General features: G+C 38.4%; 21 protein-coding genes. 9 read left to right on the plus strand and 12 right to left on the minus strand.

The window, feature by feature from the left end; all coding sequences use genetic code 11:
* Positions 1–69 precede the first annotated feature (69 nt).
* Positions 70–660: a hypothetical protein gene (locus LUD75_RS04315; RefSeq protein WP_232704442.1), complete on the minus strand. Its 591-nt coding sequence runs from the start codon at positions 658–660 to the stop codon at positions 70–72.
* A 110-nt stretch (positions 661–770) separates the two neighbouring features.
* On the opposite strand from LUD75_RS04315, the gene LUD75_RS04320 reads away from it, so the two are divergent.
* Positions 771–1664 carry a winged helix-turn-helix domain-containing protein gene (locus LUD75_RS04320; RefSeq protein ID WP_232704443.1) on the plus strand — a complete coding sequence of 298 codons (894 nt, stop codon included), beginning with the start codon at positions 771–773 and terminating at the stop codon, positions 1662–1664.
* A gap of 504 nt (positions 1665–2168) precedes the next feature.
* Here the strand turns inward: LUD75_RS04320 and LUD75_RS04325 are convergent.
* Both LUD75_RS04325 and LUD75_RS04330 read right to left on the minus strand, forming a co-directional pair.
* Positions 2169–2729, minus strand: coding sequence for a hypothetical protein (locus tag LUD75_RS04325; protein WP_232704444.1), 561 nt, complete (start codon positions 2727–2729; stop codon positions 2169–2171).
* 17 nt (positions 2730–2746) lie between these two features.
* Positions 2747–3127, minus strand: a complete 381-nt coding sequence (locus LUD75_RS04330; protein ID WP_232704445.1) for a helix-turn-helix transcriptional regulator — start codon at positions 3125–3127, stop codon at positions 2747–2749.
* Positions 3128–3578: 451 nt separating this feature from the next.
* On the opposite strand from LUD75_RS04330, the gene LUD75_RS04335 reads away from it, so the two are divergent.
* Positions 3579–4013, plus strand: coding sequence for a hypothetical protein (locus LUD75_RS04335; RefSeq protein ID WP_232704446.1), 435 nt, complete (start codon positions 3579–3581; stop codon positions 4011–4013).
* A gap of 121 nt (positions 4014–4134) precedes the next feature.
* Here LUD75_RS04335 and LUD75_RS04340 read toward each other — a convergent pair whose 3' ends face one another.
* The gene (locus LUD75_RS04340) at positions 4135–4962 is read right to left on the minus strand and encodes a GLPGLI family protein (protein WP_232704447.1); all 828 of its coding nucleotides are present in this window, start codon (positions 4960–4962) and stop codon (positions 4135–4137) included.
* A 346-nt stretch (positions 4963–5308) separates the two neighbouring features.
* Between LUD75_RS04340 and LUD75_RS04345 the strand changes: the two genes are divergently transcribed.
* Positions 5309–6169 (plus strand): hypothetical protein, encoded by an 861-nt coding sequence (locus tag LUD75_RS04345; RefSeq protein WP_232704448.1) that lies wholly within the window; start codon positions 5309–5311, stop codon positions 6167–6169.
* 75 nt (positions 6170–6244) lie between these two features.
* On the opposite strand, the gene LUD75_RS04350 is transcribed toward LUD75_RS04345, so the two are convergent.
* The 5 genes from LUD75_RS04350 to rpsL form a co-directional block, all read right to left on the minus strand.
* On the minus strand, positions 6245–8461 hold the full coding sequence (locus LUD75_RS04350) for a zinc-dependent metalloprotease (RefSeq protein WP_232704449.1): 2217 nt from the start codon (positions 8459–8461) through the stop codon (positions 6245–6247).
* 276 nt (positions 8462–8737) lie between these two features.
* A complete protein-coding gene (gene rpsJ / locus LUD75_RS04355) occupies positions 8738–9043 on the minus strand; it encodes a 30S ribosomal protein S10 (RefSeq protein WP_002661363.1) in 306 nt (101 codons plus the stop codon).
* 17 nt (positions 9044–9060) lie between these two features.
* The gene (fusA, locus tag LUD75_RS04360; protein WP_034973059.1) at positions 9061–11178 is read right to left on the minus strand and encodes an elongation factor G; all 2118 of its coding nucleotides are present in this window, start codon (positions 11176–11178) and stop codon (positions 9061–9063) included.
* A 6-nt stretch (positions 11179–11184) separates the two neighbouring features.
* Positions 11185–11661, minus strand: coding sequence for a 30S ribosomal protein S7 (rpsG, locus tag LUD75_RS04365; RefSeq protein ID WP_034962875.1), 477 nt, complete (start codon positions 11659–11661; stop codon positions 11185–11187).
* A gap of 23 nt (positions 11662–11684) precedes the next feature.
* Positions 11685–12095 carry a 30S ribosomal protein S12 gene (gene rpsL, locus LUD75_RS04370; protein WP_034962877.1) on the minus strand — a complete coding sequence of 137 codons (411 nt, stop codon included), beginning with the start codon at positions 12093–12095 and terminating at the stop codon, positions 11685–11687.
* A gap of 218 nt (positions 12096–12313) precedes the next feature.
* Between rpsL and LUD75_RS04375 the strand changes: the two genes are divergently transcribed.
* On the plus strand, positions 12314–12790 hold the full coding sequence (locus LUD75_RS04375; protein ID WP_232704450.1) for a Dps family protein: 477 nt from the start codon (positions 12314–12316) through the stop codon (positions 12788–12790).
* 52 nt (positions 12791–12842) lie between these two features.
* On the opposite strand, the gene LUD75_RS04380 is transcribed toward LUD75_RS04375, so the two are convergent.
* Complete coding sequence (locus tag LUD75_RS04380) at positions 12843–14429, minus strand: hypothetical protein (protein ID WP_232704451.1); 1587 nt, start codon at positions 14427–14429, stop codon at positions 12843–12845.
* A gap of 99 nt (positions 14430–14528) precedes the next feature.
* Here LUD75_RS04380 and LUD75_RS04385 point away from each other — a divergent pair, with 99 nt between their 5' ends.
* The 5 genes from LUD75_RS04385 to LUD75_RS04405 all read left to right on the plus strand — a co-directional run bounded on the left by LUD75_RS04385 (position 14529) and on the right by LUD75_RS04405 (position 24585).
* Positions 14529–16169, plus strand: coding sequence for a T9SS type A sorting domain-containing protein (locus tag LUD75_RS04385; RefSeq protein WP_232704452.1), 1641 nt, complete (start codon positions 14529–14531; stop codon positions 16167–16169).
* 290 nt (positions 16170–16459) lie between these two features.
* Positions 16460–19807 (plus strand): methylmalonyl-CoA mutase family protein, encoded by a 3348-nt coding sequence (locus LUD75_RS04390; RefSeq protein WP_232704453.1) that lies wholly within the window; start codon positions 16460–16462, stop codon positions 19805–19807.
* 105 nt (positions 19808–19912) lie between these two features.
* Entirely contained in the window at positions 19913–22873 is a 2961-nt protein-coding gene (locus LUD75_RS04395) for a T9SS type A sorting domain-containing protein (protein WP_232704454.1), read from the plus strand.
* An 84-nt stretch (positions 22874–22957) separates the two neighbouring features.
* A complete protein-coding gene (locus tag LUD75_RS04400) occupies positions 22958–24163 on the plus strand; it encodes an FAD-binding oxidoreductase (protein WP_232704455.1) in 1206 nt (401 codons plus the stop codon).
* Positions 24164–24219: 56 nt separating this feature from the next.
* Positions 24220–24585, plus strand: coding sequence for a DUF1801 domain-containing protein (locus LUD75_RS04405; protein WP_232704456.1), 366 nt, complete (start codon positions 24220–24222; stop codon positions 24583–24585).
* Between the two features lie 14 nt (positions 24586–24599).
* Here LUD75_RS04405 and LUD75_RS04410 read toward each other — a convergent pair whose 3' ends face one another.
* Both LUD75_RS04410 and LUD75_RS04415 read right to left on the minus strand, forming a co-directional pair.
* Positions 24600–25124, minus strand: a complete 525-nt coding sequence (locus LUD75_RS04410) for a DUF4252 domain-containing protein (RefSeq protein WP_232704457.1) — start codon at positions 25122–25124, stop codon at positions 24600–24602.
* Between the two features lie 12 nt (positions 25125–25136).
* Entirely contained in the window at positions 25137–26405 is a 1269-nt protein-coding gene (locus tag LUD75_RS04415; protein WP_232704458.1) for a DUF4252 domain-containing protein, read from the minus strand.
* Positions 26406–26434: the final 29 nt, after the last annotated feature.

Genomic DNA, 26434 nt, shown 5'->3' on the forward strand with positions numbered 1-26434 from the left:
TCAAGATGAAAGCCGCTTTAGATTCTGAGGCGGCTTTTGGTTTTTAGAATTTTGCTTTTCATAATTTATTTAACATCCACCTTTGCGAGGCGCCCGCTTAAAAATCACTTGTCCGTCCCGGATTACATAATCCCCTATTATAATGGGATAGGAATACTTGGGTGCGTGAGAGATGTAATGGCTTCTGATCACGATTTTGTCATTAACTTTTATGCTTTCCAGTGGCGCAAGTTGAGACTTTTTCGGATCGAATGTTAAAATATAATCGTCTGCATCAATCCTTACCATCATTGCAAATCCTAATCTTGAGCCGGGCGGAAGAGAAAGAGAAGTGACGACTGCCGGCATATCGGTGTAATCTCTCACCGACTTGCTTATTTTCGCCGTACTGGCAATCACTTTTTGACCTGCGGGAGAGGCGACCCATTTCCTGTACATCACACCATCTGGCGTAGCTTCCCATTTTTTCATGGCAGCTTTCTTCTCAATCTCGGAGAGCGGTTTTGGAATAGCCTTCTTAGTTGTTTCATTTTTAATTTTAGCACCCGGGCCGCTGGCAAACGGCGCAAAGCTGAATGCCAATCCGCTGACAATTGCAAACACTAATACAATTGCATAAACCATTTTTCTCATCTTGTTTTGTTTGTTTAATAATGACATAATTTTGAGATTTTTAAAGTTGATGAAGCGAAATTACTTTGATATTTTTCTGCTTTTGGGATTCAGATTGTAAATAAAATTGTAAACTTTGTAAATAATAACTTGACACTATGCAACTTAGTCAAATTCACCTTTCAAGGGAACGAAAATACCTTTTCGGATTCCTATTTGTCTCATTGATCGCCGTTATCCTGTTGGCCTTCACCAGTGATGACCGTGATGACTTTGACTCTGCCACCAGAGAAGTTCTTCTCCGAAGAATCGGACACGAGTTGCTTTTACAGTCCGGCGACAAGACCTCAAGAGTGCTTCCGGTAAAACAGATTTCGGAAAACGAATACCAGATCAGCTTCGAGAATGCGCTTACTTTTCAACCCGACTCACTGGTCAATCTTACCAAACGCACGTTGGCGAAAGATCCGATCGCCAGTGATTATATTGTCAATGTCCTGAATTGTGGAAATGCCAGTGTAGCATACAGCTATGCCGTCTCCAAAAACAAAAAAGATGATATCGTGGCCTGCATCGGAAGAAGACAGCCCAAAGCATGTTACCTGATCAATATTAAATTCAAACCTACACGAATCAACACCGCAAAAAGTGGCTACATTCTGGGAGGACTGTCGTTTTTAGCATTAATTGGTTTTATTTTTTTAAAGTCCGGCAAGTCCCGAAAAGTTGCACCGGAAAAGCCAAATAGTGATATGTTGCTGCCACTAGGCTCCTTATTGTTTGATGTAAAGAACAGAAAGCTGATCCTGAATGAAACGATCACAGACCTGACCACAACAGAAAACCGGGTTTTGCTGATCTTCGCCTGGTCTCCCAATGAAATCATAGAGCGAAGCCGGCTGCAAAAAGAAATCTGGGAGGATGACGGCGTGATTGTGGGACGCAGCCTGGATATGTTCATCTCAAAGCTTAGAAAAAAACTGGAAATAGATCCGAATATCAAAATCGTAGTGATTCGCGGCAAAGGTTACAGGCTGGAATTGGCGGTCTAGATATAATGGATATAAGATTGTAAGCCTTGTAAAGGCGTTATGTTTGTAGAGAAACCGAACAATCAGAATTAAAAGCGCCGTAGGTGTGACCTGTAAAACAGCATCGTAAGAGGACGCACCTACGGCGCTTTTTTCATTCCAGAACAATTCTATCTAATAACAGTTTGCCTCTACGAGGACGATGATTCGATGGTTTTTCTTTTTGGTCTTGTGCAACTCCGGCTCATTTATCCATACATTAATTGATAAAGCATGAATACAGTGTATGTAAACAAGCTTGTAAAAAAAACATTGATCAACAAATTGGTATAAAACGATGCTTTTTAATAGTATCCTTCTTCTTAACTAAAATAATTACAGAAGCTAGATTTAATAAAACTGACAATGCAAACAACCAAATACTCATACTGTCCAATTTCATTTTAGGGAAAAACAAAACTATTGCTATAATGGCAAAAATGTGAGACAGGTATGTGATTTTAATCATTATGAATAAACGTTTTTTTATTTACTGTCATATTGTTTTAAAACCTTCCGCTCCATATGATCGCTTGGCCAAAGCTCTATTCTATAATAATCATTATCTGTTTCGTGTGCCATATCAGTTTCCTTAACGCTAGCTAAATTTGAACTATATACCCTTACCCGGTATTTGCCTGGTGGTACTTTTACAGTTAATTCCAGGTGATGATCCGGACAATTAAAAATTTGCAGACTACCTGATCTAATATTAATACCGGCTTCCACAATATGATCATATTTATTGTAATCAATGTTAATTGGTCTTTCCAATATTTCTATTTCTCCCTTGATATCATTTCCGGAACTTTCAACGCCGACGCCAATAATTCCATTTGCCAAAGCAAGCCTTTCTTTAAAAGCTTCTTCACTCCAAAAATCAGAAGATCCTGAATGTCCTTTGTCTTCATCATCTCTATCTTCAAGATAAAACTGATGATAATCTGTATAAAATTTAAAGTTTTTCTTTTCCATAATCTTTTTTCTATGAGGCAAACACGATATTCCTAATAAACTTAGGATTACTAAAGCTGTAATTTTCTTCATAAAAATTTTTCAATTATTTATCTGCCGTTAGTTTTCAACTCCCCCATCGCCCTAATCTCCTCCAAACTTTTCCCTTTGTAAAATTCTTCGGGATTGATTGCCGGGACACTGATGTCCTGCAGTTTGTTGAGTTGGTGGTTTTCCGGCAGCTGGATGTCGCGCAGGGCGAAGAGATCATTCGGTGTGCAGTTCAACGAAATACAAAGGGTGGTCAGTTGCCGGAAGTTGATCTGGACGGCTTCGCCATTTAATATTTTGTCTGCCGAGTAGGCGTTGATCCCGAGCTTCCGGAGATAGGCGGCAGGATGCAGGATGTTTCTGGCTGCCAAAATCGGTTTCAGATTCAGGACGATGCTGCTTTGGTGAGGCGTAAGATTGCCTCTTTTCTTTCTTATCATTGTGTGTTCTGTTTGAAGTTTAAAGATAATTAAAAATATCTAATCACCAGACAACTTTGTCCAATCACCTGACAGACTTGTCTAATCACCTGACACCTTTGTCCAATCACCTAACAACCTTGTCTAATCAACTAAAATCTTTGTCCAATCACCTGATAAGCTTGTCTAATCACCTAACAAGTTTGTCTAATAAACAGACAAACTTATCTAATAACCAGATAGAAATAGTCTACAAGAGATCAGGTAAATATTAGCGAGTGAAGGAAACAGCTTGTAAGACAAAAGAAGTTGAGGATTGTGACACAGAAATTGATAGTTGTCAAAAGGAAACGGGTGTACAGATTACGGATTCCCATCAATGGGGTTAAGAAATAGGTTATATGCTTTAAGAAATAAGAAAATAGTGATTGGAAATTCAACATTATTCCTATTTTTGAGAAAAATAAGCGCCATGAAATACCTATCCGTTTTATTACTCCTGCTAATGTACAGCTGCAGTTTCAACACCACCCGTCAAAACAGAGAATCCGATAAAAAGGATGCTGAGAAAATCACCCAAAAGTTCTTCACGCTGATGAAGCAAAACAACAGGGAGCAGTCTTACGAATTGTTCAGCAGCAGGTTTTTCAAAGTAACCAATAAAGAAAAGCTGAATGACATGTTCGATTGGACACAGAAAGAAGGCGGCGCATTTTCAAACTACTCCCTGTCCCACTGGGAAACATTGGTTGTCAACGGCACCGATTCCAGATCGGAGTATCTTCTGACTTACTATGTGACAAGGGAAAAAATGAATACGGAAGAGATTTTCTCTATGCAAAAAGAAGGAGACAGCATCAAAATCGTAGGATATAAAATCAATCTTGATATGACAAAAAAGCGCTAGGGAGCGCTTTTTTTATTTATGTAGTAGATAAGAATGTTATGGTTAGGTGAGCACGGATTGCAGATCCGCGCTGGTGCAAGGCTCTGACTTGCATTGCCTACGCCATCAGATGGTTTAGTTTTTACTTCAATGGATATATCAATGCCTTATCGATCTCAATCGGATTGTTATGTTCCCTTATATATTTTTGCCTTGATTCGGTTAATTCTTTAAACTGACTGACATCTTTAATATCAACACCATTGATGCTATAGGTCTGATTAGGATTTTTATTGAATTGTTCACGGGTGTCATGATACGGATCCTTATACTCGATCATCAACATTTTATCGATGTTTTCCTGGGTTGTTTTTACAGGCTTTTGCCCGTAAAATCTTTCAACGAAAGGCGTTCTATAAGTCGAATTCAACTTAAAACTCTTTACCAGAGTAAAATCAAAATTATTTTTGTCATCATATATTTGAAAGATCATCCCGGGTAATCCTCGGAATTTGTAAGGCCCCTCAGAAATATCGATTTCTTTAGAAAACCAGGCAATCCAGTTTCTTCCTCCAAAAGTTGCAGTCGCTTTCTGTAAGGTATAGTTCTCGAATTTTTTGGTTTCATTATCCAGATTCCAATTTATTTTATCTTCTGTATCGAAAAAAAACACATCGTTGATTAACATGTAGTTGCTATTTGTGCTAGAATTTTTTGGTCGGATCACAACAGGCGTAGAAGTATCCCAAAGCTGACTGTTTTGTCCTTTTGTAATATTGGCTGAGTCGATTGTTACGTAATGATAATTGTAAAATTTGACATTATCCGGATTTACATCCAGCGTCATATTTTCTTTTTGAAAGTCTGCTTGTTTTGGATCTGTTTTAAATTTAAATTCATAAATAAAACGTTGGGTCTGGGCGGTGACCAATCCAATACTAAAGGTGAAAATTATAATAAATGTTTTCATATCAATAGTTTTTGAAGTTTGTCTTATAGATTATAACTCAAAAATAACCATTATTTATATCCAATTTCTCTTCAATTCCGATTATGGATTTAGAATTCAAAAATAGATTTGTTTATTTTTAATAATTATTAAACAAAAACAATATTAAATTTAAAATATTACAGTAAATACATATTAATAATTTAATTATTATCAATAAATATTAAATAAATTCTGCATTCATATTTGTGTTTTTGATATATTTGGTTTATTAACCATTAAAAAAATTATTATGACACGTGATGAAGAATCTTTTTTCGCAATGGCTTTGAAAACCAAGAATTTCTAAGCCCGTAACACCGCCGCAATGGCGTCCGTCCCTGCCATCGCAGGATTCCAAACCCAGCTTTCTACACTCATTACCACATTGATCTCTGCGGATACCGGAAGCCGCGCCGATCTTACCGGTTACTCTCTGGACAAAGCTTTGAAACGCAAAAATGTGGAAACGCTTTCTCTAAAAATCAGCAATGCAGTTGCTTCTCTTGCCGCCGTCAACGGTGACCTGATCTTAAAGAAACGTGCCGATTTTCCCACCAGCAGCTGGTACAAGATTACCGAAGATGAATTGGTAACACAGGCAACAATTGTCAGGGATCTGGGACAGGCCAATGCCGCAGCAATGGCGACTTACGGTGCAGCAACGGCAGATGTTACGGCTCTTAGCACCGCTCTCAACAATTTTATAGATGTGATTACCAATCCGACCCTGGCGCTCGACCAGAGAAAAAACGACAACAGAAGAATCCCCGAGATCATAGACCATATCCGCACCTTGTTCGAAGACAAACTGGATGTCGTAATGCGCAGTTTTGAGCTGAGCAATGCGTCTCTTTATAATTTGTACCAAAGTGCCAGAGCGATAGACATCAATGGGTCTACTGCCAAACCAACTGTCCTCAAAGATATTCTGCCAGGAACATTGGTAGCGCTTCACCACGCAGATGTTTACAGCACGACTACTTTTTACACGATCCAGAATATGGGCGATCAGCCAATCACTTTCAGCCTTAGCACGACAGAAACTGCGGAAGGTCCGGAGCCGGTACTGCTTCAGAGCGGCGATACCAAATCCAGACTTGCGGAAACCCTGGCGCCGGAAGGCACTTATCTGATGGTAAAGAATGCGGGAACACTTCCTGTGAGTGTGAGACTTTGGGTAGAGTAACCTTAAAAATATTGATATAAAAAAGCCGCCTCAGAAATTCTGAAGCGGCTTTCGTTTTAATAAAAGTTAGTAATGTTATTCTTTTACAAATTTGGTTTTCACAACCGTTCCTTTGTCATCTACATTCAGGAAATAAACACCTTTTGCCAGTTTGTTCACTGCCACTTTTCCGGTTCCGAGATTACCTTTGGAAACCAATTGTCCTGCTGCACTGAAGATCTCGTAGTTGGAGTTCAGCGTTACATTGGAAACATTCAAGACATCTTTTACTGGATTAGGGAAAATCTGGATAGACTTGGTGTTGTTAACATCAGAAACTGCTAAAGTTCCAACTGATGCTGCTTTCACTGCATAGAACACATTTCCGATAGCAGAAACTCTGATATGACCGGTTTTACCAGCCAGTGCTGCAGGAACTGCTACACTCGCCGTTCCGCTATTGGCAACGGATGCAGCCAAAGTAGTCCAGGTCGCCCCACTGTCTGAAGTGAAATCGATTTTTACGTTTGCCACATTGTAAGGAGCCGCCGTAGTTCCCGAAGGTACCCAAGTCACTGTAGAATTAGTTCCCGGAGACAGAGATGTAGTGCTCACTGTGAATGCTGCGGCAGAACCAACCACTATTACCTGATTGGCAAAAGCAGTCTGTGCTTGTCCCGCTGCTTTGTTATCTCTAACGGTTACTCGGAAGTTAGTAGTTCTTGCCACTGTAGAAGCCGCTTCGAAGTCTGTGGTATTTTTCACAACGCCGCTTAGAACTGTAGCCAGTTTAGGGAAATATCTTGTCGGAGTAGCAACCGGAGACCAAGATCTGAAGCTAGCCCCTGATGCTGTAGCTCCGATATTTGAAACTGTCACACCGTTTGCCAGTTTACTTGGGTCAATCTCTTCCCAGCAGTATGTCAATGCATCGCCGTCCGGATCTGTTGCTGCTGCTGTTAAAACAAACGCTGTTCCTTTTGGAATCGTGTAAGTTGTAGACATTGCCGTTACAACCGGTGGATTGTTCGTAATATCTGTTTCAACATCTACCGTTTTGGAAGCCAGATTTGCCTGCACCTGATCTATACTAGCAGTATGGAAATATGGATCTGAATGTGCCTGAACATCGGTAGTTGACCCCGTGATTCCTGCATAACCCATAATTGTAGAACCTGATCCCGGTTCCATTTCTTTGTTAAGATAAGTTTCGTAGAAGCTGTACGTGTGGCTGTCTCCCAACTGGTGACCCATCTCGTGCGCTACATAATCGATATCGAAGTTGTCACCTTGAGGTGCGCCAGTCCCCGGAGAAGTGATGCCACTTCCTTTGTAGTTGTCCGGAGAAATATACGCATAGCCACAACCACCACTAGATGCTGTGTAAGAAGTTGTAGAAACGTCATTGCTTCCGATACAGCCGATACAGCCGGCATTACCGCCACCGCCGCTTCTTCCGAATAAGTGCCCGATGTCGTAATCTGCATCTGTCACGCCGTAAGTACCGCCGTGTAAAACGTTCATCAGCTCATTGTTCCATTTACACATTTGAGATGCTGCACTGTAGGGATCAGTGGAAGCGTTTGTAAAAATAAGATTAGGAGCATTCACAACATTAAGGTGCAGGTTGAATTCCTGCTCGAAAACACCGTTTACTCTGGTCATTGTTGCGTTGATCTGTGCAAGAGATGCTGCCACACTTCCGAAGTAAGCGCCATATTCTCCTGTAACAGACATTGCCAGTCTCAGGGTATGGAATTTCTTGTTTCCGGATTTATCTGCCGCACCATTTTTATACAGTTCATTCAGTCTGTCAACAGATGCCTGATCTTCTTTGGTAGTACACTCGAATGCACCTCTTTTGCTTGTCTTACCGTGAACAGAATAATAGGCTTTGTTATCCGTTGCAGGCTCAATGAATTCGTACTTGCCATTGCTGATGACCATAGACTGGAAATCGTTTGGCGCCACACTGAATCTCACATACTTTGTAGGATCATCAATTCCAACGCCTACATAAGAACCCAACTGATATTGATTTGCCAAAGCTTCGTCCATTACCGGGAAGCTGCTTACTGCGAATCTTTCAATTTTTCCATCCACTGTCGGCATACTTACCGTAACAGTTCCTGCTGCATTTCCAACTTTATCAGCAGCCAGCAATTGTCCTCTGATAGCGTTGATGTCCAGTTTGTAATAAACTGAGTTGTCACTCGTTCTTGTTACTTCTACATTAGGTGTTGCCTTGCTCCATTGTGCATTCATCAGGGACAGCCCCCCTAGGAAAAGTAAAGTAGTTAATCTTTTGTTCATATTTTTAAAATTAAGGCGACAAATGTACTATTTTATTATATATCCTGTATTCCTTTTTAAAAATTATTGAAACTTTAACAATTATATATAATTTATCTATTCAAAAGTCTGAATGTCATTAATTTATCAAATTGAATTTTAAGCTTTTTTTAAGGTGATTTTAAGTTCTGCCAATTTAATAAACAAAAAAAATCCCCAATCTTACGAAAGGGGATTTATATTTAATGTGTTGCTGAAAAACTTCTGACTTACGTCATCCATCTTCCAATGCATTTATCACACTTTAATTTCTACGTCAACTCCTGAAGGAAGTTCTAATTTCATTAGAGCATCTACAGTTTTAGAAGAAGAAGAGTAGATATCCATCAATCTCTTGTGAGCTGACAATTGGAACTGCTCTCTTGCTTTCTTGTTTACGTGCGGAGATCTTAGTACTGTAAAGATTCTCTTGTTCGTTGGCAATGGAATTGGTCCGTTTACAACAGCACCAGTAGCCTTTACCGTTTTTACGATCTTCTCAGCAGACTTGTCTACCAAGTTGTAATCGTAAGATTTTAGTTTTATTCTGATTCTTTGTGACATTTCTTTGATTTAAAAAATTAACCTTTTGCTTTAGCAATGATATCTTCAGCAACGTTTTGAGGAGTAGCCTGGTACTTCTCTAATTCCATAGAAGAAGTAGCTCTTCCTGATGAAAGTGTTCTTAGAGTTGTAACATATCCGAACATTTCAGATAATGGAACTGAACCTTTGATTACAACGGCACCGTTCTTTTCTTCTTGTCCACTGATTGTACCTCTTCTCTTGTTAAGGTCACCAATGATGTTACCCATATACTCTTCTGGAGTTACAACCTCCAATTTCATAATAGGCTCCATAATTACTGGCTTAGCAGCACGTCCCGCTTCTTTAAATCCTAATTTTGCAGCTAATTCAAAAGAAAGTGCATCAGAATCCACTGCGTGGAAAGATCCGTCTTTAAGAGTAACTTTAATACCTTCAACTTCGAAACCAGCCAAAGGACCGTTTTTCATTGCAGCTTTAAAGCCTTTTTCAATTGCAGGAACAAATTCTCTAGGAACGTTACCACCTTTGATCTCATTGATGAATTCTAAACCAATTTTACCTTCGTCAGCTGGTCCAAGATCGAATACGATATCCGCAAATTTACCTTTACCACCAGATTGTTTTTTGTAAACTTCTCTATGGCTGGCAACTTTTGTAAGATTTTCTTTGTACTCTACCTGAGGCTGTCCTTGGTTAACTTCAACTTTGAATTCTCTCTTCATACGGTCAACAATGATATCCAAGTGAAGCTCACCCATACCAGAAATGATCGTTTGTCCAGAAGCTTCGTCAGTTCTCACTGTGAAAGTAGGATCCTCTTCAGCCAATTTAGCTAGAGCGTTACCCATTTTATCCTGGTCAGCTTTAGTTTTAGGCTCAACAGCGATACCAATTACAGGATCAGGGAAAACCATCGATTCTAGAACGATTGGGTTTTTCTCGTCACACATTGTATCACCAGTTTTGATAGATTTGAAACCTACCGCTGCACCAATATCTCCTGCTTCAATATATTCTACAGGATTTTGCTTGTTAGCGTGCATCTGATAGATTCTAGAGATTCTTTCTTTATCTCCTGAACGCGTGTTCAAGATGTAAGAACCTGCATCTAGTCTTCCAGAGTATGCTCTGAAGAATGCCAATCTTCCTACGAAAGGATCGGTAGCAATCTTGAATGCCAAAGCCGCGAAAGGCTCTTTTACGTCTGGTTTTCTTGTGATCTCAGCGTCAGTTCTTGGGTCTGTGCCTTTGATATCATCTTTATCCAATGGAGAAGGCAAATATTTACATACTGCATCCAACATAAATTGTACTCCTTTATTTTTGAATGAAGAACCACAAGTCATTGGGATAATAGAAAGATCGATAGTCGCTTTTCTCAAAGCTTCGTTGATCTCTTCTTCAGAGATAGAATCTGGATCTTCGAAGAATTTCTCCATCAAAGTATCATCGTAGTCAGCCACAGCTTCTACTAGTTTCTCTCTGTATTCCAGAACTTCAGCTTTCATATCCTCAGGAATTGGAACTACCTCGAAAGTAGCACCTTGTCCTGCCTCATCCCAGATGATCGCTCTGTTTTTGATCAAGTCAACAACACCTTTGAAATCTTCTTCAGCACCGATTGGCAAAACGATTGGAACTGCGTTTGATCCTAACATTGTCTTAACCTGGTTTACCACGTTAAGGAAGTCAGCACCTTGACGGTCCATTTTGTTTACGAATCCCATTCTTGCAACTTTGTAGTTGTCAGCAAGTCTCCAGTTTGTTTCAGACTGAGGCTCTACACCATCTACTGCAGAGAAAAGGAAAACCAATCCATCCAATACTCTCAAAGATCTGTTAACCTCTACTGTGAAGTCAACGTGTCCTGGTGTATCGATGATGTTGAAGTGGTAAGGTTTAGTTTCAGGAAGCACTTTACCTTGGTCTGTTGGGAAATTCCAAGAACAAGTAGTTGCAGCAGAAGTAATGGTGATACCTCTTTCTGCTTCCTGCTCCATCCAGTCCATTGTAGAAGCACCATCGTGAACCTCACCAATTTTGTGATTTACTCCAGTATAGAATAAAATCCTTTCTGTAGTGGTAGTTTTACCAGCATCAATGTGCGCAGCAATACCAATATTTCTTGTAAATTTAAGATCTCTACTCATTTCTAATTAGAATTTAAAGTGTGAGAAAGCTTTGTTAGCTTCCGCCATTTTGTGAGTATCAGATTTTTTCTTGTAAGCTGCACCTTCTTCTCTTGAAGCTGCTACAACCTCGTTAGCCAATTTCAAAGCCATTGATTTATCATTTCTCTTTTTAGAGTAAAGGATTAACCATTTCATTGCCATAGAAATTTTTCTGTCAGCTCTGATCGGCATAGGAATCTGGAAGTTAGCACCACCTACTCTTCTGGAACGTACTTCTACGTGAGGCATAACGTTTGTCAATGCATCTTTCCAGATTTCAAGGGCAGTCTTTTCAGTTTCTCCTTTTTTAGTTTCTACGATGTCTAGTGCGTCATAGAATATTTTGAATGCGATAGATTTTTTACCATCTAGCATCAAGTTGTTTACGAATCTAGTTACCAATTGATCATTAAACTTTGGATCTGGTAACAACGGTCTTTTTTTCGCTTTTGTCTTTCTCATTGTTTCTGTACCTTATTTAATGATTACTTTTTCTTTCCTTTAGCTGGTGCAGCTGCCTGACCTGGTTTTGGTCTCTTAGCTCCATACTTGGATCTTCTTTGCGTTCTTCCACTTACACCTGCAGTGTCCAGTGCTCCTCTTACGATATGATAACGTACTCCCGGTAGGTCTTTCACCCTTCCGCCGCGTACCAATACTATCGAGTGCTCTTGAAGATTATGTCCTTCGCCCGGGATGTAGGCGTTGATCTCTTTACCGTTTGAAAGTCTTACCCTTGCAACTTTTCTAAGTGCAGAGTTAGGTTTCTTAGGAGTGGTAGTATATACTCTCGTACATACACCTCGTCTTTGTGGACAAGAATCAAGGGCAGCCGATTTACTCTTCTTGGTGAGTGCGACTCTTCCTTTTCTAACTAATTGTTGAATAGTAGGCATTTAATTGCTTTTTATTTTAGGGTGCAAAAATATGAATAATTTTTTAATGCACAAGTAGTTAGAACAAAAATAATTAGCGATTGAAATTTTCAATAAGTCAGTTATTCAATTTTGAGAAGCATTGGGAAAGCAAATGACTAATTTTGGAAAGATTATTGATGACTGAAACAAGATTTTCGATCCATCTAATTAATATTAAATCAATTAAACTTTACATAATGAAAAATGCAACTTTAATCGGGCTACAAGAATCCGACTGCAAAAACATCTCAGAAAAACTTAATATCCTTTTAGCCAATTACTCTGTCTTTTATCAAAATACAAGAGGCTCACACTGGAATATCAAAGGCGATCAATTTTTTACGCTTCATCCAAAATTCGAGGAGCTTTATAACAGCTTGGTTTTGAAAATTGATGAAATTGCGGAAAGAATCTTAACACTTGGTGCAACTCCTGCCCACAATTATTCTGATTATCTTCAGGTTTCTACCATTAAAGAAAGCAAAGAAGTTTCTGACGGGAATAAAAGTGTCGAAATCATTTTGGAATCTTTCAAAGTGGTGATTGATCTTCAAAGAGAACTTTTGGATATGACGGATGAAGCCGGTGATGAAGGAACTAATTCACAAATGAGCGACTATATCACAGAACAAGAAAAAGAAGTCTGGATGTACAATTCTTATCTTGGAAAGTAAATTTCGACTTTATGAAAACTAAAATCCAGCTTTTTTACGAAGCTGGATTTTTTCATTTATTGATGTAATAATACTGCGTTATATTTTTATTAAGATTGAATTGTCCCAAATTGCGTTTCAAAACTTCCGCATCTTTTTTATTGAACGAATACCAGACCACTCGATTCTGAGCAGTTCCACGATTGTTTTCAATCTTCCAGGACGCAACAGGAATCCAGTTTTTAGGGACTTTGTTTGGAAACCATTTCGGATAGATAACTGCAATTTTATATTGATTTTTTGAAATATAATCTGAAAGAAACTGATGGTATTTTTTATTAAAACCAATTTCATTCAAGCCTTTGTTTTCAATGTAAAACTTTGCAACATCGGTTGAACCCAGTCCTACAATATCCAGCAATTGCGTCTCTCCGAAATAGGCAATCGCGCCAATGTCATTCGCAACAGCTTTCTGACCTTTGTAAAACTGATGAAGAAATCTACCCATTTCCACCTGCTGTTTCTCAATGTTTTTGGACGACACTTTAATGACCGGATGAGAAGCGGCCAAACGATAAAATCCAACCAGACAAAATCCTGCAAATGAAACTGCAAATAAATAATGGCTGATATTCTTCGTTTTAAATCTTAAATAAGGCGTCGCTAATGGAACCAAAATCAAAATAAGCATGATCATCAGATAATTTTCGTACCGGAATTTGATCACCGCAAAAAGACTTTGCAAAATAACCGTCCCAAAAACGAGCAAAACCAGCTTTTCGTTCTCAATGAAATCTTTGAAACTTCGATTTTTATACCTATCAATGACGTAAACAAAAATGCAGACCATCGGAAATAGAAACAATTTATAAAAAGAAATATTCAGCAATATTCCTTTTTGGAAAATCATCCAGATGCTCATTAATAAATTACCTTCCGGATAACTGCCTTTGATGATGACAGAATTCGGGAAGAAAAACCCACCTGCCTGAATGGAAATCAATCCAAAAATCACAATCGGGAGAAACCCTGCTGCTAGAACCAACACCGATTCTTTGAATCTCCTGTCTATCATTAATAAAATCCCGAGACAGAAAACGAAAAACATACTCTCAAACCGGATCATTCCCAAAAACAAAATGGTTGTGATCAATTTGATAAAATCAGATCGTTGAAAATTGGAGACAAAATTCTTTTTAATAAAATAAATCGCCATCACGGAAAGCATCATATGCAGCGTCTGCTCCATCCCGAGGATGACCATCATATATAATAAGGATACAGGAAGGAAAAGCAGCAAACCTAATTTCAGCTCTTTTTCAGTATAAAAATCGCGGAAATATCTGTAAATCCAATAGACCGTGACATAGCCCGCAAGAATGTTAATCATCATCGGATAATAAACATTGAGACCGAAAATTTTGATTAACGAACTTAATATGATGGTGTATAAAATGGATGATGAAGCACTGTCAAAACTGTTGGTATTGATTGACCAAAATCCTGCTTCGCCGAAGTTTTTCGCAATTGCCAAATGGATGTAAGCATCATCTATCGGATAGATAAACTGACTTCCAGACAACTGCAGATATGAATAAACAGAGTAAAATCCCGTGACAAGTGTGAACAACAGAATATAATAGATAAGATATTTTCGCATAAAAATCACATTCACAGGCGAAAATAATCATTAATTTTTTAAAAAACAGATCAACTAATTTGATTATCCGTTATATTTGCGTTTTAATACTGCACACACTTGAAAAAAATTCTATTCTTTTTACTGATTTCCAATTTCTTCTGCGCACAATGGAGCATCTCCAATGCAGAAAGAGGCGCGCTCATTAATATCTATAATTCAACCGACGGCGAAAACTGGAACAGAACCTGGGATTTGGAAAAAGATCCACGAAATTGGTTTGGTGTTGTAGTAAAAAATGGTGTGGTTACCGAACTCAATCTTAGCGGAAATGCATTGAGCGGATATTTCCCGACTTACGTTACTTCCCTCACAAAACTTACAAAGCTTGATCTGAGCAACAACAAACTGACTGGCGAAGTGGCGATGGGCATCTCTTCATTAAGTTCATTAACTAAGTTGGATGTCAGCAACAACAGACTGATTGGTGATCCTACAAATGCGATTTCCGGACTTTTCAACGTGGAAGACCTTGGCTTGGGCGGAAATAAATTTGAAACATCGGACGTGAATGCGGTTCTTCAGAACTTCAACAATATTAAAATTCTGAATATCGCAGATTTTGCATTGGTCAATATTCCAGCAAAAATCGCAGCTTTTCCAAATCTTGAAACTTTAATTTTAGACAATAATCCAATTGCAGAAAATGCTTACGGAAACCTCGCAGGACTTTCAAAACTGAAAACACTTTCGCTTTCCGGAGCAGGACTGACTCAGATTCCAACGCAGGTTTCGCAACGCACACAGCTTACAAGTCTTAATCTCAGCAACAATAATTTAACAGAGCAAAATACAGCAGGACTCGCAACACTGGTCAATCTGGAATGGCTGTCTCTGGAAAGTAATCAACTTTCTCAAATTCCCGCACAACTTTCTCAACTAAAAAAATTACAAAGCCTGAATCTCGGAAGAAATAAAATCAGCGGCAATCTCGCAGCACTTACTTCTATGACCGCTCTTCAGCAATTATTCCTGAACAACAACCAGATTTCCGGCAATTTCCCGTCAGCGCTTTTAGGAATGTCAAATCTGATGATGGTAAATCTGAACAGCAATCAATTAACAGGTGATCTTCCGGATAAACTTCCTGATATTACACATATCAGCAACAACCGATTCAATAAAAGTCAGTTAACAAATTATATTTTAGACTTTGCGGAGCAGACCGAGCTCAATTATTCACCTCAGCGTTACGATCAGCAAAAAGAAGTCTTAGGCGTTATTGGCCAAACTGCAAAATTAGACCAATCACTTTCAGGAGGTGACTACGCTTTCACTTGGTTCAAAAATCTGGATCAAAAACTGAATGCAACCACAGCAGAACTCAACTTCAACAACGTAGAGGAATCAGACTACGCCGTATATACGGCAGAAGCCTACACAAATGCTGTATTGGACAACAATGTCGCATTTTATTTATCGCTTTTCCGCGAACCCATTTCTCTGGTCAAGTTTCTCGCAACCTCCGAAAATCCAGACCTCAAAGGCATCAGCATCTATCCGAATCCGGCAACGGATCACATCAACATTCTGAATGTAAAAACCAAAATAGAAAAGGTTGTTATTTTTGATTTGAGTGGCAAACAAATGTTGTCTGACAACCAGGAAAAAATCAACGTCGCCAAATTACCGTCCGGCGTTTATATGCTGTCCGTTAAAACCGATTCCGGCATCAAAAACTTCAAATTCATCAAGCAATAAATCTTTTTTAGGAGCTTAATCCCGCTCTCCACTATATCTTTTTTGTCATTGCGATCAGCAGTTGGCATTCGTTCCAGGCTTGTAACGCAATGCAAAAAAAGGATGCCGTTGCGATCGGGGCTATGGGTTTCGCCATCCAATCGAGCTGAGCACAAATCTTATAATCCTCAATCTCTTCATCTTCCATCTTCCATCTTCCCTCTCCCATCTTCCCTCTCCCAAACATCCATCTTCCATCCTCATTGCCATTTCCCAAAAAATATTATCTTTGGAAACATCGATTTTAAGAAATGGAAAACCAAAAATATACACCTACGAACAAAGTAAGAATCGTCACCGCAGCTTCGTTATTCGACGGGCACGATGCGGCCATCAATATTATGCGCCGTGTGATCCAGGGAACAGGATGCGAAGTCATTCACCTTGGCCACGATAAATCTGCTGAAGAAGTAGTAAACACAGCGATTCAGGAAGATGCCAACGCCATTGCACTGACTTCATACCAAGGTGGTCACAACGAATATTTCAAATACATCTACGACCTTTTAAGAGAAAAAAACTCACCACAAATCAAAATTTTCGGTGGTGGTGGCGGTGTAATTCTGCCCGAAGAAATCGAAGATATTATGTCGTACGGCATCGACAGAATTTATTCTCCGGACGACGGACGTGAACTTGGTCTTCAGGGAATGATTGATGATCTGGTGAAAAGATCAGACTTTGCAACTGGAAAAGAAGTGACTGCTGAAGATTTGGATAACATCAGTTTCGAAAACTCTACCAGCATTGCTAAAATCATTTCCGCTGTTGAGAACTTCTCAGAAGAAAAACCGGATTTGGTAAAAGCGATCGATGAAAAATCAAAATACTTAAATATTCCAATCATCGGGATTACAGGAACCGGTGGAGCAGGAAAATCTTCTTTGACAGATGAATTGGTAAGACGTTTCTTACGTTCAAATCCTGGTAAAAAGATTGCCATTATTTCTATCGACCCTTCAAAAAAGAAAACAGGAGGTGCACTTTTGGGTGACAGAATCCGTATGAACGCCATCAATGACCCAAGAGTTTATATGCGTTCAATGGCGACAAGAGAAAACAACGTTTCTGTTTCTCCGTTTATTCATTCAGCATTAAATGTGTTGAAACTTGCTCATCCTGATGTTATCATTCTGGAAACTTCGGGTATCGGACAGTCAGGTTCGGAAGTTTCAGATTTTGCCGATGTTTCAATGTACGTAATGACGCCTGAATACGGAGCTTCAACACAGTTGGAAAAAATCGATATGTTGGATTATGCAGACTTGGTGGCATTAAATAAATCCGACAAACGTGGCGCACTTGATGCGCTTCAGGCGGTAAGAAAACAGTTCCAGAGAAACCATTTGTTGTGGGAAAGTCCGTTGGATGATATGCCTGTGTATGCGACAAAAGCATCTCAGTTCAACGACCACGGAACCACTGATTTATACAACAGATTAATTGAAAAAGTTAATAATAAATATTCTGATTTAAATCTAAAAGGATTTGTTGAGCAGGAAGTTTCCGAAGACATCACGATCATTCCTCCAAAAAGAGTGCGTTATCTTTCTGAAATCGTTGAAAACAACAGACAGTACGATGCTAACGTTGAAAAACAGGCAGAATTAGCAAGAAAAATGTATCACATTGAAGGCGTAAAAAGTTTCCTTTCAAACGAAACTCTGGATGCTGAATATCAGAAGGCTGAAAAAGACCTTCAACAGGAAAATATCGACTTCCTGAAAAACTGGAATGACACGAAAGAGGCTTTCAAAGCTGAGTTTTATTCCTATTATGTTCGTGGAAAAGAAATTAAAGTGGAGACCTCAACAGAATCTTTATCTCATTTAAAAATTCCAAAAATATCTCTTCCAAAATATACCGATTGGGGCGATTTGATTAAATGGAAAGGTCAGGAAAATCTTCCGGGAGGATTTCCTTATACAGCCGGAATTTATCCTTTCAAAAGAACAGGAGAAGATCCGACAAGAATGTTTGCCGGAGAAGGGGGACCAGAAAGAACCAACAGAAGATTCCACTACGTTTCTGCGGAAATGGATGCAAAACGTCTTTCAACAGCATTTGACTCTGTGACTTTATACGGTCAGGATCCAGCTTTACCACCGGATATTTATGGTAAAATAGGAAATGCAGGAGTTTCTATCGCTACTTTGGATGATGCTAAAAAACTGTATTCCGGATTTGATTTGGTGAATGCAATGACTTCGGTTTCAATGACCATCAACGGACCTGCGCCGATGTTGTTAGCTTTCTTTATGAACGCGGCCATCGACCAGAATGTTGAAAAATATATTGCTGAACATCAATTAGAAGCAAATGTTGAAAAAGCTTTAAAAGCAAAATTCGACGACAAAGGCTTGGAGAGACCAAAATATAACGGAGAACTTCCACCATCAAACAATGGTTTAGGCTTAAAATTATTAGGTTTAACGGGAGACGAAGTGATTCCTGCGGAAGCTTATGCTGAAATTAAAGCTAAAACCATTGCAACTGTTCGTGGTACCGTTCAGGCAGATATTTTAAAAGAAGACCAGGCTCAGAATACGTGTATTTTCTCTACTGAATTTGCCTTGAGACTGATGGGTGACGTTCAGGAATATTTTATCACAGAAAAAGTGAGAAACTTCTACTCGGTTTCAATTTCCGGTTATCACATTGCAGAAGCGGGTGCGAATCCGGTTTCTCAGCTGGCATTTACCTTGGCAAATGGTTTCACGTATGTTGAATATTATCTGTCAAGAGGAATGGACATCAATGATTTTGCACCGAACCTATCCTTCTTCTTCTCCAACGGTATCGACCCTGAATATTCAGTAATCGGACGTGTGGCGAGAAGAATCTGGGCAAAAGCAATGAAACTGAAATACGGTGCAGACGAAAGAAGCCAGATGCTGAAATACCACATTCAGACTTCAGGACGTTCGCTTCACGCTCAGGAAATTGATTTCAACGATATCAGAACAACTTTACAGGCGCTTTACGCCATTTATGACAACTGTAATTCATTGCACACCAATGCTTATGACGAGGCAATCACGACTCCGACTGAGCAGTCTGTAAGAAGAGCGATGGCGATTCAGTTGATTATCAACAAAGAATTAGGTTTAGCGAAAAACGAAAATCCGCTTCAGGGTTCATTTATTATTGAAGAGCTGACAGATTTGGTAGAAGAAGCAGTTTATGCAGAATTCGACAGAATCACAGAAAGAGGGGGCGTTTTGGGTGCAATGGAAACGATGTACCAACGTTCAAAAATCCAGGAAGAATCGATGCATTACGAGTGGATGAAACACACCGGAGAATATCCTATCATCGGCGTAAACACTTTCTTAGGAAAAGACGGTTCACCAACGGTTCGTCCGGGAGAAGTCATCCGTTCGACCGAGGAAGAAAAGCAGGTACAGATTGAAACCCTTCATAATTTCCAGAAATTCAATGAAGACAAATCTGAAGCTGCCCTGGAAACGCTTCAATACGCTGCCATCAATCAGCAGAATTTATTTAATGTGATGATGGATGCTGTGAAATATTGTTCGCTTGGACAAATTACCAATGCTTTGTTTGAAGTGGGTGGTAAGTACCGTAGAAATATGTAACGGCTGTGCCGTAGACAATTTAAACTACTAACTGTTTTAAAAATTATAAATCAAACCTCAAGGAAATTTCTTTGAGGTTTTTTGTACTTTTGGAAAAAATTAATAATGAAAAAAATCTATTTTTTATTTCTACTCTTTTTTGCAATCTTATTTAACGCTCAAAACTATTCTTTAAATCTAAAAAAACTAGTACAGGTCAATACTTATAATGGCGGACAATTAGTCCAATCTGTTTTAGACAATGATGGGAATACTTTTTTTACAGGATTTGCAAATGGGAATGACTATCGTTTAGATGGTTATATAATTAATCCTGTTGGCCTTGAAGACTTTTATTTGATTAAGACAGATCCTGCCGGAAACCATTTGTGGGAGAAAACATTAAATGCAGGTGCGAAAGGTACAATCCGTCCAAAATTTATTAAAGTAGATAATTCTGGTAATAGTTATGTCCTTGCAAACTTCAACGGCACTGTAAATATTGGTTCTAATATTTTTAATTCTACAACATCCAACGGTCTGCTTATAAAATTAGATTCCAACGGTTCGTATCTTTGGGCAACTCAAATTGCTGATTCTAATTTGAAAGATTATGATATTTGTTTTGGCAATAATGAATTATTTGCACTTTCTTCGTCGTCATTTCTTTATCGAATAAATTTGGCAGATGGCAGTATTATCTCCTCTTTTAATTCCACAAATCTGACATCGATTGATTATAAGGATTCTTCATTATATGTGGGAGGTTATACATTGACAAGTGCTTATAATATTGGCACTATTAATATTGAACCTAACATAGGTTTTGTTATAAAGGGTGACAACAATTTTAATTTTGACTCATGTATCAAATTTACATCTACAAATAACATTTCTGCACACGGTATCGTTAAGGACGTAAAATTCCTTGCTGATGGAAGTTTGGAGATAGTTGGGATCAGCAATAATGTTGTAAATCTTAAAGTTTTCAATGGCATATCAGCGACATTCGGATCTGCATTTCCCTATGGAGGATTATTTCTATGGGCGGCTAAAATAAAGTCGGATTTTTCTGCTATAGATTGGTTTAGAGGTAGTAAAATTGGATTTGGAATATCTTTCACTAATATTCGCAGGGATTTGTATGACATTGAAATTTTCCCTTTCGGTGACAGTCAATCTAAAATAGCATTTACGACACAAGATGACAGACCTTGGTTTGAAAATGTTGAGTTTTTCAATGGATACAAGTCAAATTATGCTAATGTAAGATTAAGCACCATATTAGATATCAATAAAAATGGTTTACAAAGCGGTAATACCTCAGATTACACATCGGTAAACAACGATTATTTGGGATTTGGCGTAGTTAATAATCTTGAAACATTTCTGTCATACAATCAAACCACATCGTATGCTGCAAAAAAATTTGCTTTTATAAATTTTGTGCGTTATGAATACTGGTCCAAAGGCATTACCAACTATCATGGCGGAACTGTAAAATCCAACTACCTCAAAAGCGATGCTTCGGGAAATTCTTACATAAACAATGTGGCATCAGGAGAAGTTAATCTACTCGGGAAAACTTACAAAACCTACACAAATTCCTTTGTAAATACTTATTCAAAAGTATCCAAAAGTGGAGAATTGATTTGGAATGCAGTCATGGAGCACACAACATCACAAACATCAGGCTACAACACATTTAATAGTGATGTGAATACTAATGGAGAATTTGTTACCGCAGTTGAGACGCCACTAGGGTACGGCGCGGCCTTCATTTCGAACAGTGGTGTGAGAACCATCTTTAGAGGTGGTAATTTGACCAATGTACCAGCCTATAATGAAATTGTTAAAATTTCAAATAATGGGGAACTTCTCTGGCATAAACCAATTCAAAATAACGGCATAGATGCACCCACGGTTATGGTCTTTTATGATAGAGACAGTAATATCATTGTATGGTGCAGCAAAGCGTCTTCGATTGACTTCCAAGGTCAGACATTCAATGGTAAAGGATTCATTGCAAAACTAAACGGGGAGACCGGCAATCCTATTTTTATAAAAGGCTATTCGGGACTGGATTTTAGCAGCGGAAAAATTGTTTTTGACGAACATAATAATATTTATGCTTTCTATGAGCCATTTGATAATTCGACTTATCATAACACTTTTCAGATAGGTAATATTAGTATTGAAGGAAATGCTGACGCATTGAACTCTTTGATGGTAAAGTTAGATCCTAATGGCAATCCTTTATTTGGAAAGAATTTTTACGAAAATTTACCTCCAGAAACATATAAGTACAGTTGGCCAATCGATATAGAATATGATGGTGCAAATTTTGTTCAGTACAATGTAATGATGAGTAATTTGAATGAATATCTTGGCATTGATGGAGCAACAATAATTTCTCCTTATCCAAACACTTACTTCTCAAATTCATTATCAAAAATATCAAAAGACGGAACTGTGCTGGGAGTAACACCTATTTTCAGCACAAACTCTTCTTGGGACGGCAACCAGATAGATTTGGATAAAAATGGAAATATCTATATTTATGGAAGATGGAAAGGAAATCTAAATATAAATAACAAAGAATTTACTTTTAGCAATACTAGCTACTCATCAAGTATTTTAAAATTCAGCCCAAATGGGGTCATTAATTATGTGAAAACGCTCTACGGCCAACCACATTATGATTATAACCAAAAAATCAGTATTGTGAAAGAAAATGTCTTTAATGTTTCAGGAAACACCACCGCTGATAATATCTTAGGCGAACCAATAAATTTTGTAGGTGCAGACAATTATTATTTAGCAACATTGGAAGAATCTTATCTGCAAACAATTGAAGCAATTAATAAAAACTTCTCTATTTACCCAAACCCATCTTCAGACTTAATCAACATCGTGACTAAAGAAAAGATAAAGAATATTGAAATTTACGATTCCACAGGTAGAAAGGTAACAGCAGAATTAAATTTAAACAATCAAATTGATATTAGAAAACTCATCAAGGGAGTTTATTATATCAGAATCACAACTGATAAAAATAATTTGACTTCAAAATTCATTAAGAAATAGAATCAAACCGCAGAAATCTCTGCGGTTTTTTTATTCCAAAAATTCACGGTTTGCTTTTTGATTACACGGATCAAAAAGCAATTTATGAAACTAAAATCTCCCGAACCATTCTGGCTCGTCAAAGACGGCATCAAACATTCCTATCCTTCGCTAAGAGAAAATATCGAAACCGAAATTTTGATTATTGGTGGCGGGATTACAGGTTCGTTTTTGGCGCATCAAATGATAAAAGATGGTTTCAAAACTGTTGTGGTGGATCGACGAGAGATTGGGAACGGAAGTACGAGTGCAACAACTTCTATGTTGCAATATGAGATCGATGTTCCGCTTTTTGAACTATCAGAAATGATTGGGAAAGAAGGTGCGGAAAAAGCCTATTGGGCGTGTTACGATTCCATTGATACTTTGGGAAAAGTGGCCAAGCAGATCAAATCGGAATGTGGTTTTAAGAAAAAGGAATCGCTTTATTTTGCGGCTTTCAAAAAAGATGTTCCTGATTTGAAAAAGGAATTTGAATCTAGAAAGTCTGCTAAGTTTCCTGTGAAATGGCTTTCGTCTGAAGAAATTAGCAAGCAGTTTAAAATTGAAAATACGTTTGGCGGCATCCTTTCCGATCAAGGCGGAAGCATCGACGCATTTTGCTTGGCGCACGACATTCTTCATTATAATTATAAAAAAGGATTGCAGGTTTTTGATAAGACCGACATTATTAAATTCGATTATAAAAAAAATGGCGTCACCGCAACCACAGAATTTGGAAATAAGATCAAAGCCGAGAAAGTGATCTTCTGCAATGGTTTCGAAAGTACAGAAATTATCAAAGATGATTTTGTAAATCTCCTATCAACTTACGCGATTGTTGGCGAACAAAATGAGAAAAACCACCAGGAACTAAATGACCTTTTAGTCTGGAACACAGCGGAACCTTATATCTATATGAGAACAACCGACGACAATCGGGTTTTGATTGGTGGCGAAGATGAGGAATTTGTAAATGCAAAAAAACGCGATTCTATGCTTCACGAGAAGGAACAAAAACTCGTTAAAAAATTAAATAAATATTTGCCTGAAAATGATTTCCGAACAGATTTTGTTTGGGCTGGAACTTTCGGTGAAACCAAAGATGGATTGCCTTACATCGGCGAACATCCGGATTTCCCGAGTGCCTATTTCGTTTTGGGATTTGGCGGAAACGGAATTACTTTTTCGGTCATCGGAATGGAAATGGCTTCTCAATTTCTGAAAGGTAAAAAGCACGAATTAGCAAAATATTTCAAGTTTCGAAGATAATCTTTGATAAAATCTCGTATATCATTTTAATATTTAACTTTGATTAAACCCTTAGAATGATGAAAAACTTCCAAGAATACTTCTCTCAGTTTGACCAAACAATGATTGACAAATTGGAATCTATCAGAATTGCGATCAGAAATGAAATCCCGGAAGGTGAAGAATGTATCAAATACCTGATGCCAACTTTTGTCTTTCACGGTAAAAATATGATCCATTTCGCAGCGTTTACCAATCACATAGGACTTTATCCTGGTCCAGAGGCAATCTCATTTTACGAAAAGGAATTGTCAAATTATAAAACTTCGAAAGGCGCAATTCAGATTCCGCTGGATCAAGATGTTCCATTAGAATTAATTAAAAAAATCGTGCAGCACGCAAAGGCAAGAATTCTCAAAACCACAAAAACCACTAATAAATAGTGGCTGTTGAAAAATTAATTTCTATTGATTTTGATTTGATTTTTCTCTGTGGCGTTGATGATCTTTGAAATATCATCCGCTGTAAATTTCCCGGTAACATCTACGAAAATTGTTTCGTCTTTGTCGTCTCTCACCGTGATGATCATTCGTTTGATCACGTCATTGGTTTGCTGTGCATTAAGACTGATGAGATTTCCTTCCTGTTTCAAAGACATCCATTCTTCATAATTATTATTGGTCAGATATTTCTGAAATTCAGCTTTGAAAGGGGTTTTAGAACTTTCAACAATTAGAACCTTCACATCTTTGATCTTCTTCACAAGATCTATCACTTCCTGACTCTCGCCATCTTCCTTCAGCGCATTTTTCACGTAAGACCTTGCGAGAAACGTCGGAACATTGACGCTGAGATAAGTCGAGTTATTTTTGAATCCTGGATTGTCAAAGAAATCGGTGTGCACTTTTTTCTGAGAAACCATACACGACTGTAGAAAAAAACCGACAACCGCTAAAATGATAATGTATAAGAATCGTAACATAATTTTAAGTTTTTAATTAATGGAATTGATGCTTGCACCAGTTACTTCCTGAGCAGATTTGGTCACTTTCGACGGATTTCCTTTGTATTGGATGGACGCTGCAGAACTTGCGCTGGCTGTAATGCTTTCCGTGGTATTGATTTTCACACTAGATCCTGAAGACGCATCTACAACCGCAGACTTGGTCACAAAATCACCTGCAGAGACCGAACTCCCACTGCTTGCGCTGATGACGCTGGAGTTTGCTGTTCCGGACAACTTCAAAGAACTTCCGCTGCTTGCATCGATGGCGATTGATTTTGTATCCAGATTGATTTTCGCATTGGATCCAGATTCTACTTCCAAAGCACTGTTTGTAGAGATCTTGAAAGTTCCTGAGATCAACGAACCCGAATTACAGCTGATCGCAAGTGTCGATTCGTTAATTGGCGTTACCGCTCTGAAAGATGCACCAGATTTCGTTGTCAATCTAGATAATTTTGGGTTGGAAACCACCACTTTCAAATCTTTGAAGTTTAGGTTTTTAACGCCTTTGTTTCTCACGAAAATTTTCAAAACACCATTTTCCACTTCGGTCATCACGTATTGCTGTTTATCAGCTTCAGTTTTTACCGTCACATTTCGCGTTGGATTTTGACTGAATTCCACTTCAACACCCGAGGAAACTTCGATGCCGTTAAACTCGGAAACCGTTCTCACACTTCCTACATTCGTATTGTTTGAAGTGATGGTTGAAACTGGGTTCACCGAAGTTACGTTCTGAGTTTCCGCCATTAGATTGCTGACGTCTTCCATTGAGATTTTCCCGTCCAGCATCATCAAAACCGAACTGTCTTCCGACATAATATTAAGGATCAAATTGTCCAAAACATTGGCCGTGATATCCTGCGCCATAAACTTGATCTTGTTGTCACGGCTGTTCACAGTCACAAGTTCCTCATATTTCATATTCTTCAAAGAGGCAGAAATTTCTTTTTCGATTTTGCCCGATTGTAAAAGCATTTTCTGATCGTTAGAATCTCCATTTGACGATTTGCTTGGTTTTTCCAAGATCAGCATTTTCAGTCCGTTTACTTTTCCCAGAAGTGGCTGGATTTTTCCTAATTCTTCATCATCGATCTTAAGGTTGTTCAAAAGTTTAAACATCGGTTTTGCAATCTTGATCGAGGTCACACCTTCCGTATCCTGATAATGGTCGAAGAGTTCATTTAGTTTTTCTGACTGTCCGAAAATGTTGGTGGACAAGAGAAATAGTACGAATAATATTGATATTTTTTTCATTTTAATATTGGTTTGCTTAAGGTCTATGC

The organism is Epilithonimonas sp. JDS (assembly GCF_021261315.1).
Classification (GTDB): domain Bacteria; phylum Bacteroidota; class Bacteroidia; order Flavobacteriales; family Weeksellaceae; genus Epilithonimonas.